General features: G+C 72.0%; 6 protein-coding genes. All 6 read left to right on the top strand.

Annotated features, from left to right (window positions below; genetic code table 11):
* Positions 1–544 precede the first annotated feature (544 nt).
* A complete protein-coding gene (locus ACIQOV_RS11960) occupies positions 545–2,377 on the top strand; it encodes an APC family permease (protein WP_401047712.1) in 1,833 nt (610 codons plus the stop codon).
* 543 nt (positions 2,378–2,920) lie between these two features.
* Positions 2,921–3,010, top strand: coding sequence for a K(+)-transporting ATPase subunit F (gene kdpF, locus ACIQOV_RS11955; RefSeq protein ID WP_097237446.1), 90 nt, complete (start codon positions 2,921–2,923; stop codon positions 3,008–3,010).
* Between the two features lies 1 nt (position 3,011).
* Positions 3,012–4,676, top strand: coding sequence for a potassium-transporting ATPase subunit KdpA (kdpA, locus tag ACIQOV_RS11950; protein ID WP_359897559.1), 1,665 nt, complete (start codon positions 3,012–3,014; stop codon positions 4,674–4,676).
* Positions 4,676–6,790, top strand: a complete 2,115-nt coding sequence (gene kdpB, locus ACIQOV_RS11945) for a potassium-transporting ATPase subunit KdpB (RefSeq protein WP_401047710.1) — start codon at positions 4,676–4,678, stop codon at positions 6,788–6,790. Before kdpA ends, kdpB begins: the two co-directional genes overlap by 1 nt.
* A 21-nt stretch (positions 6,791–6,811) precedes the next feature.
* Complete coding sequence (gene kdpC / locus ACIQOV_RS11940) at positions 6,812–7,447, top strand: potassium-transporting ATPase subunit KdpC (protein ID WP_401047709.1); 636 nt, start codon at positions 6,812–6,814, stop codon at positions 7,445–7,447.
* A 121-nt stretch (positions 7,448–7,568) separates the two neighbouring features.
* Positions 7,569–10,064 (top strand): ATP-binding protein (locus ACIQOV_RS11935; RefSeq protein WP_401047707.1); only part of this gene is annotated, 2,496 nt, incomplete at its 3' end.

The following is a 10,064-nucleotide window of genomic DNA, read 5'->3' as shown; positions in this document are numbered from 1 at the left end:
GCCGGCCCTTCGGTCGCTCGGGGGAGGGGCCGCTGAGACCATGATCCGGACCAGTGGCGGACCAGATCCGGCCTGCGAGCAGGAGTCCCCAGGTCAGAGCGTGCCTGGTCAGCGGCCTGTAAATCTGTCGCGCAAGCTACGCAGGTTCGAACCCTGCACCAGCCACAGGATAGAGAAACAGCCCCCGATCTGCGGAAACGCGGATCGGGGGCTTTTCGTCGTGTTCCGGCGGTTCCGCGGGGGCGGGGCCGGTCGGGCCACTTATTGCACATTGCTTGCAATTACGGGTGGCAGGCAGCAGAGTGGGGGCCGGGGGTGGGAGTCCTTCGACAGAGCTGATCGTCTTCCCAGCCGGCGACCGCCGGGACAACGGCTCGCCCCACCCCCGCCAACAGCCACCGGACGGGGCCGGCGCGGCGCGGCCGCCGCGTCAAGGGCGCGTCAAGGCCGCTCGTGGCGGCGTCAGGAACGCGTAGGGCCCGCCGGGGCGGCGGGTGCGCGGACCGCAGGATCGGACCAACTACCGACTGCGGAGGTCCGTCCGATGTCCAGCGCCACCACCCCGCCGGCCGTGACGGCCGAACCCGAGCCGCCGGACACCGGTACGGGCGACGAGCGGCACCGGCTCAGCGCGCTCGGCGGGCTGGCCGCGCTCTCGCTGGACGCCATGGCCTCGGTCGCGTACGGGCCGGAGTCGATCGTGCTGGTGCTCGCCGCCGCCGGGGCGTACGGGCTGGGCTTCACGCTGCCGGTCACCGCCGCGATCGCCCTGCTGCTGGCGGTGCTGGTCGCCTCCTACCGGCAGGTGATCGCGGCCTTCCCGGACGGCGGCGGCTCCTACGCGGTGGCCAAGGCGCACCTGGGCCGCCGGACCGCGCTGACCGCGGCCGCCTCGCTGGTCGTCGACTACGTCCTGAACGTCGCGGTCTCGGTCACCGCCGGCGTCGCCGCGCTCACCTCGGCCGTCCCGGGCCTGTACGACGACCGGGTCTGGCTCTGCCTGGGCGTGCTCGCGCTGGTCACCGCGGTGAACCTGCGCGGGATCGCCGAGTCGGCGCGCTGGTTCATGGCGCCGACCGCCGTCTTCGTGCTCTCCATCCTGGCGATCGTCGTGGTCGGGCTGTTCCGGGACGGCCCGGCCAGCACCGCGGCCGCCGCCGGCCACGCCTCGGCGCTCGCCGAGAACGCCACCGCCGTCGGCGCGCTGCTGCTGCTCAAGGCCTTCGCGGCCGGCTGCTCCGCGCTGACCGGCGTGGAGGCGGTGGCCAATGCCGTCCCCTCCTTCCGCACCCCGCGGGTCAGGCGCGCCCAGCACACCGAGGTCGCGCTCGGTGCCCTGCTCGGCGTGATGCTGATCGGGCTGGCCGTGCTGATCGGCCGCTTCCACCTCCAGCCGGTCGAGGGCGTCACGGTGCTCGCCCAGCTCGCCGACGCCTCGCTCGGCCACGGGTTCGGCTTCTACGTCGTCCAGTTCGCCACCGTGGTGCTGCTCGGGCTCGCCGCCAACACCTCCTTCGGCGGGCTGCCGGTGCTGCTCGACCTGCTCGCCCGGGACAACCACCTCCCGCACGTGTTCGCGCTGCGCGCCGACCGCCAGGTGTACCGGTACGGCGTGCTGTTCCTGGCCGCGGTGTCGGCGGTGCTCCTGGTCGGCTCCGGCGGGGACGTCAACAGCCTGGTGCCGCTGTTCTCCATCGGCGTGTTCGTCGGCTTCACCGTCTGTCAGGTCGGCATGGTCCGGCACTGGCTGCTGCACCGGCCGTCCGGCTGGCGGTGGAAGGCCGCGCTGAACGGTTTCGGCGCGCTGCTCACCGGCGTCGCGGCGCTGGTCGTCACCGGCACCAAGTTCACCGAGGGCGCCTGGGGCATCGTGGTGGCGCTGCCGCTGCTGGTGGTGCTGTTCGAGGCGGTCCACCGCAGCTACGCGCGGATCGGCGAGCGGCTGGAGCTGGGCCGGGTGCCCGGCCCGGTGACCAGGCAGCGCAGCCTGGTCGTCGTCCCGGTGACCGCGATCACCCGGCTGACCCGGGACGGCCTGTCGGCGGCGCTCTCGCTCGGCGACGAGGTGATGGCGGTGACGGTGGTGCACGAGCCGGCCGCCGCGGAGGCGCTGCGCCGGGACTGGGAGCTGTGGCGTCCGGGCGTGCCGCTGGTGGAGATCCCGGACGTCCACCGCCGGCTGGGCCGGCCGATCGCCGACTTCGTCAACGAGCTGGGGGCGGAGCACGCCTACGACCGGCTGACCGTGCTGATCCCCGAGGTGGAGCCGGCCCGCTGGTGGCAGCGGGCGCTGCAGAACCGGCGCGGCGCCGTGATCGACCGTGCCCTGCGGCGGCACACCGACGCGGTGGTCTGCCGGCTGCGCATGCGGATGTGACCAGGAGCGGGGGAGGACGGCCCCGGACGGCAGACCGCCGTCCGGGGCCGCTCCGTTTCCCGGCACGGTCCCGGCACGTTCCCCGCACGGCGAGGCACGGCGAGGCACGGCGAGGCACGGCGAGGCACGGCGAGGCACGGCGAGGCACGGCGAGGCACGGCGAGGCACGGCGAGGCACGGCGACGCCCGACGACGCACGGCGACGCCCGACGAGTACCGACGAGGACCGCCGCCGCACCGCCGCCCGCCCCCGCCGGATCTCGGCCCGATCACGACGGTCTCGGTCCGGTGAAGCGCCCGTCAAGGCCGCGTCAACGTCGCGCCGTCACCCGTATGGAGGGCGTCAGGGCCCCATAACGCGCCCCTGACGGCTGGTTTGCTGCATCTGCCGGTCGTCCGCCGGCGCCGCGCGAGCCCTTCCGGCCCAGGTCGCGGCATCTCCCGAACCACTCTGGTGGAGCCCATGTCCGATCTCATCTACGTCGGTGTCACGGTCGCCGTGTTCGCCGTCATCGCCCTGATCGCGCGGGGGGTGGAGAAGCTGTGAGCGCCGAGAACATCGCTGGTCTGATCGTGGCCGTCGCCCTCGTCGGCTATCTCGTCGTCGCGCTGATCTACCCGGAGAAGTTCTGACATGAGCTCCACTCTCGCGGGCTGGCTCCAGGTCATCGCCCTCGTCGGCGCGCTGGCCCTGTGCTACCGCCCCCTCGGCGACTACATCGCCAAGCTCCTCACGTCCGCCAAGCACCTCGGAGTCGAGCGCGGCATCTACAAGGTGATCGGCGTCGACGGCGACGCCGATCAGCGCTGGCCGGCCTATCTCCGCTCGGTGCTGGCCTTCTCCGCCGTCTCCGTCCTCTTCCTCTACGGCCTGATCCGCCTCCAGGGCTACCTGCTGCTGAACCTGGGCGTTCCGCAGATGGAGGGCCACCAGGCCTGGAACACCGCGATCTCGTTCGTCGCCAACACCAACTGGCAGTCCTACGGCGGCGAGTCCGCGATGGGCCACCTGGCGCAGATGGCGGGCCTGGCGGTGCAGAACTTCGTCTCCGCGGCCGTCGGCATCGCCGTCGTCGCCGCGCTGATCCGGGGCTTCACCCGCAACAGGACGGACCGGGTCGGCAACTTCTGGGTGGACCTCACCCGGATCAGCCTGCGCCTGCTGCTGCCGATCTCGATCGTCTTCGCCCTGGTCCTGGCCGCCAACGGCGTGATCCAGAACTTCCACGGCTTCCACGAGGTCACCAACCTCGCGGGTGACGTCCAGAAGATCCCGGGCGGCCCGGTGGCCTCCCAGGAGGTCATCAAGCTGCTCGGCACCAACGGCGGCGGCTTCTTCAACGCCAACTCGGCGCACCCGTTCGAGAACCCGACCGGCTTCACCAACCTGGTCGAGATCTTCCTGATCCTGCTGATCCCGTTCGCGCTGCCGCGGACCTTCGGCCGGATGGTGGGGGACAACCGCCAGGGCTACGCGATCGTCGCCGTGATGGGCCTGTTCTGGGTCGCCTCGGTGGCCCTGCTGACCTTCGCCGAGTCGCAGCACCAGGGCAGCGCCCTGCAGGCCGCGGGCGCCGCGATGGAGGGCAAGGAGCAGCGCTTCGGCATCGCCGCAAGCTCGCTGTTCGCCGCCTCGACCACGCTGACCTCGACCGGTGCGGTGAACTCCTTCCACGACTCGTACACGCCGTTCGGCGGCGGGCTGACGGTCTTCAACATGATGCTGGGCGAGATCGCGCCCGGCGGTGTGGGCTCCGGCCTGTACGGGATGCTGGTGCTCGCGGTCGTCGCGGTGTTCGTCGCCGGCCTGATGGTCGGCCGCACCCCCGAGTACCTGGGCAAGAAGCTCGGCGGCCGGGAGATGAAGTTCGCCTCGCTGTACATCCTCACCACGCCGACGATCGTGCTGGTCGGCACGGGCGTGGCGATGGCCCTGCCGGGCGAGCGCGCCGGGATGCTCAACTCGGGCGCCCACGGCTTCTCCGAGGTGCTGTACGCCTTCACCTCGGCCGCCAACAACAACGGTTCGGCCTTCGGCGGCATCACCGTCAACACCGACTGGTACGACACCGCGCTCGGTCTGGCGATGATCTTCGGTCGTCTGCTGCCGATCGTCTTCGTCCTGGCGCTGGCCGGCTCGCTCGCCCAGCAGCAGCCGGTCCCGGCCACCCCGGGCACCCTGCCCACCCACAAGCCGCTGTTCGTGGGCCTGCTGTCGGGCGTGATCCTGATCGTCGTCGGCCTCACCTACTTCCCGGCCCTGGCTCTCGGGCCGATCGCGGAAGGTCTGTCCTCCTGATGTCCACCTCTACGCTCAACCCCGCACCGGCCGACAAGTCGGAGCCCGCCGCGCCGCACAGAGTGGCGAGCGGCCTGCTCGACCCGAAGCTGATCCTCGCGTCCCTGCCGGACGCGGTGAAGAAGCTCGATCCCCGGGTGATGATCAAGAACCCGGTGATGTTCGTCGTCGAGGTCGGCTCGGTGGTCACCACGGTCTCCGCGATAGCCGACCCGTCCGTGTTCGCCTGGGCCATCACCGTCTGGCTCTGGCTCACCACGGTGTTCGCGAACCTGGCCGAGGCCGTGGCCGAGGGCCGCGGCAAGGCCCAGGCCGACACCCTGCGCAAGACCAAGACCGAGAGCGTCGCCCGCCGGCTCACCGACTGGCCCGCCACCCGGGCCGAGGAGGAGGTGCCCGGCACCGCGCTGAGGCTCGGCGACCACGTGGTGGTCGAGGCCGGCCAGATCATCCCCGGCGACGGTGACGTGGTCGAGGGCGTCGCCAGCGTCGACGAGTCGGCGATCACCGGCGAGTCCGCGCCCGTCATCCGCGAGTCCGGCGGCGATCGCAGTGCCGTCACCGGCGGCACCAAGGTGCTGTCCGACCGGATCGTGGTGAAGATCGCCTCGGAGCCCGGCAAGTCGTTCATCGACCGGATGATCGCCCTGGTCGAGGGTGCCGCCCGGCAGAAGACGCCGAACGAGATCGCGCTCAACATCCTGCTGGCCTCGCTGACCATCGTCTTCCTGGTCGCGGTCGTGACCCTCCAGCCGATGGCCACCTACGCGGGCGCCCCGCAGTCGATGATCGTCCTGGTCGCCCTGATCGTGGCGCTCATCCCGACCACCATCGGCGCGCTGCTCTCCGCGATCGGCATCGCCGGCATGGACCGGCTGGTGCAGCGCAACGTGCTGGCGATGTCCGGCCGCGCCGTCGAGGCCGCCGGCGACGTCAACACCCTGCTGCTCGACAAGACCGGCACCATCACCCTGGGCAACCGCCAGGCCGCCGAGTTCCTGGCCGCCCCGGGCGTGTCCACCGACGAACTGGCCAGCGCCGCGCAGCTCTCCTCGCTCGCGGACGAGACCCCGGAGGGCCGCTCGATCGTGGTCCTCGCGAAGACCGAGTACGGTCTGCGGGCCCGTGCCCAGGGCGAGCTGACCCACGCCACCTGGGTGCCGTTCACCGCCCAGACCCGGATGTCGGGGGTGGACCTGGACGAGGCCGAGGGCGTCCACCAGGTCCGCAAGGGCGCGGCCGGCTCGGTCTCCAACTGGGTGACCGAGAACGGCGGTTCGGTCGGCGACGAGGTCGCCACCCTGGTCGACGGCATCTCCGCGGCCGGTGGCACCCCGCTGGTCGTGGCCACCAAGGTCGGCAGCGGGCCGGCCCGCGTCCTCGGGGTCATCCACCTCAAGGACGTGGTCAAGGAGGGCATGCGGGAGCGCTTCGACGAGCTCCGCCGGATGGGCATCAAGACCATCATGATCACGGGTGACAATCCGCTGACCGCCAAGGCGATCGCGGAGGAGGCCGGCGTGGACGACTTCCTCGCCGAGGCCACGCCCGAGGACAAGATGGCCCTGATCAAGAAGGAGCAGGAGGGCGGCAAGCTGGTCGCGATGACCGGCGACGGCACCAACGACGCCCCCGCGCTCGCCCAGGCCGACGTCGGCGTCGCGATGAACACCGGGACCATGGCGGCCAAGGAGGCCGGCAACATGGTCGACCTGGACTCCAACCCGACCAAGCTGATCGAGATCGTGGAGATCGGCAAGCAGCTGCTGATCACCCGCGGCGCGCTGACCACCTTCTCGATCGCCAACGACGTGGCCAAGTACTTCGCGATCATCCCCGCGATGTTCGCCGGGGTCTACCCGGGCCTGAGCCACCTCAACATCATGGGCCTGCACAGCCCGCAGTCCGCGATCACCTCGGCGATCATCTTCAACGCCCTGGTCATCATCGGCCTGATCCCGCTCGCCCTGCGCGGCGTGCGCTACCGCCCGTCCGACGCCAGCTCGCTGCTGCGCCGCAACATCGGGGTCTACGGCTTCGGCGGCCTGGTGGTGCCGTTCGTCGGCATCAAGCTGATCGACCTGATCGTCCAGTTCATCCCCGGCCTCAGCTGACGCAGGGAAGGAGAGAAAACCATGTCCAAGCCCCTGCCGACCACCCTCCGCACCCACTTCACCGCCCTGCGGGCACTCCTGGTGCTCACCGTGATCCTCGGGATCGCCTACCCCCTGCTGATCACCGGCATCTCCCAGGCCGCCTTCACCGACAAGGCGAACGGCTCGCCCGTGACGTCCGACGGCAAGGAGGCCGGTTCCAGCCTGATCGGCCAGAACTTCAACCTCCCGAAGAAGAACCCGGACGACCCGAAGGAGGAGGCCCGGCCGGACCCGAAGTGGTTCCAGCCCCGCCCCTCCGCGGCCGGGACCGGCTACGACGCCTCCTCCTCCAGCGCCAGCAACCTCGGCCCGAACAGCGAGGACCTGCTGAAGGCCGTCGAGGACCGCCGCGCCGCCGTCGCCGCGTTCGACGGCGTCGACCCGGCGAGCGTCCCGGCCGACGCGCTGACCGCCTCCGGCTCCGGCCTCGACCCGCACATCTCCGTCGCGTACGCCAAGGAGCAGGTCGACCGGGTGGCCGGGAACCGCGGCCTGCCGGTGGAGGCCGTGACCAAGCTGGTCGACGAGTACACCGAGAGCCGCTCGCTCGGCTTCCTCGGCAACGAGGGCGTCAACGTCGTGCTGCTCAACAAGGCGCTCAGCGAGCAGAAGTGACATCACCTCACACAGACGGGTGACCGGGCCGGCCCGGGCGCGGGAGGAGACCTCCCGCGCCCGGGCCGGCCGACCCGCGTCCGCAGACGTGCACCACTTTTCGATGGAAAGAGCAGTGCCCATGGCCCGCGACCTCACCCCCGGCACCGGCAACCGCGGCGGCCGCCTGAGGGTGTACCTCGGCTCCGCGCCGGGGGTCGGCAAGACCTATCGGATGCTGGACGAGGCCCGGCGCAGACAGCAGCGCGGGGCCGACGTCGTGGTCGGGTACATCGAGTGCCACGGCAGACGCCACACCGAGGCCATGCTGGCCGGCCTGGAGGTCCTGCCGCAGGTCCGGCGCGCCTACCGGGACGCCGGGTTCGACGAGATGGACCTCGACGGCGTGCTCGCCCGCCGCCCGTCCGTCGTGCTGGTGGACGAGCTGGCGCACACCAACGTCCCCGGCGGCCGGCACGCCAAGCGGTGGCAGGACGTCGAGGAGATCCTGGCCGCCGGGATCGACGTCATCACCACCGTCAACATCCAGCACCTGGAATCGCTGAACGACGTCGTCCGGAAGATCACCGGCATCCCGCAGCGCGAGACCGTCCCGGACGAGGTGGTCCGCCGGGCCGACCAGATCGAACTCGTCGACATGGCCCCGCAGGCGCTGCGCCGCCGGATGGCCCACGGCAACGTCTACCGGGCGGAGAAGGTGGACGCCGCGCTCTCGAACTACTTCCGGGTCGGCAACCTCACCGCCCTGCGCGAACTCGCCCTGCTCTGGGTGGCCGGGCGGGTGGACGAGGGCCTGCGCGACTACCGGGCCAGCCACAACATCGACCGGGTCTGGGAGACCCGCGAACGGGTCGTGGTCGCCCTCACCGGCGGCCCCGAGGGCGAGACCCTGATCCGCCGCGCCGCCCGGATCGCCGACCGCACGGCCGGCGGCGAGCTGCTGGCCGTCCACGTCTCCCGCAGCGACGGCCTGGCCGGCGCCTCCTCCGGCGCGCTCGCCCAGCAGCGGCAGCTGGCGGAGGCCCTCGGCGGCAGCTACCACGTGGTGGTCGGCGACGACGTCCCCACCGCGCTGCTCACCTTCGCCCGCGCCCACCACGCCACCCAGCTGGTGCTCGGCACCAGCCGCCGCGGCCGGATCAACCGCTTCCTCACCGGTCCCGGCACCGGGCAGACCACCGTGGACGCCTCCGAGGACATCGACGTCCACATGGTCACCCACGAGTTCACCGGCCGCGGCCGGCTGCCCTCGCTCGGCCGCCGCCACTCCCGGCGCCGCACCTTCGCCGGCTACCTGGCCGGACTGGCGGTGCCCTGGCTGCTCACCGCCCTGCTCTCCCAGGCGCACCACAGCATCAACCTGACCACCGACGCGCTGATCTTCCAGTTCGGCGTGGTCATCGTCGCCCTGCTCGGCGGAGCCGTGTCGGCCCTGCTGGCCTCGGTCGTCGCCTCGGTGCTGCTGAACTACTACTTCATCCCGCCGATCCACAGTCTGACCATCGGCGAGACCAACAACATCGTCGCCCTGGTGGTCTTCGCCGCCATCGCGCTCACCGTCTCCACCGTGGTCGACCACGCCGGCCGGCTCACCAGCCGGGCCGCCCGCGCCACCGCCGAGGCCGAGACCCTCTCCACCCTGGCGGGCAGCGTGCTGCGCGGCGCCGACGCGCTGCCCGCCCTGCTGGAGAAGTCCCGGACGGCCTTCGGCATGCGGGCCGTCGCCCTGCTCTCGCGGGTCGACGGCGAGGCGCTCGCGCACTGCGCGGGGGACCACCGGGGCGACGGCGACGGGCCGCACGAGACCACCGAGGTCCCGGTCGGCCCGGACGCCGTTCTGGTGCTCACCGGCCGCCGGCTGCCCGCCGCCGACCAGCGGGTGCTGACCGCCTTCGCCGCCCACGTCGCCGCCGCGCTGGAGCGCGACCGGCTTGCCGTCGTCGCCGCCGAGGTCGAGCCGATCAAGGCCGCCGACCGGATGCGCACCGCCCTGCTCGCCGCCGTCAGCCACGACCTGCGCACCCCGCTGGCCGCCGCCCGCGCCTCGGTCGGCTCGCTGCGCAGCCCCGACGTCGAGTTCTCGCCCGAGGACCAGTCCGAACTCCTCGCCACCGCCGACGAGTCGCTGGTCAAGCTCACCCGGCTGGTCGACAACCTGCTTGACATGAGCCGCCTCCAGGCCGGCGCGCTCACCCTGCACCTCACCGAGACCCACCTGGACGAGATCCTGCCCCGGGCGCTGGACAGCCTCCCCGACCCGTACGCACCGGTCCAGCCGCTCGACCTGGAGACCACGCCGCCGGTGCTCGCCGACCCGCCGCTGCTGGAGCGGGTGCTCGCCAACGTGATCACCAACGCGCTGCGATACAACGCCCCCGGCGCGCCCGTCCTGGTCACCGCCAGCCACCACGCCGACCAGGTCGAGATCCGGGTGATCGACCGCGGCCCCGGCATCGCCCCCGAGGACCGCGACCGGGTCTTCCTGCCCTTCCAGCGCCTCGGCGACACCGACAACACCACCGGCGTCGGCCTCGGCCTCGCCCTCTCCCGGGGCCTCGCCGAGGCGATGGGCGGCAGCCTGGAGGTCGAGGACACCCCGGGTGGAGGCACCACCATG

The sequence above is a fragment of the Kitasatospora sp. NPDC091257 genome (genome assembly GCF_044757675.1).
Taxonomy (GTDB): Bacteria; Actinomycetota; Actinomycetes; order Streptomycetales; family Streptomycetaceae; genus Kitasatospora; species Kitasatospora lactacystinica.
The sequence above is the reverse complement of the archived record's forward strand: the minus strand, read 5'-3'. Positions and strand labels throughout refer to the sequence as shown.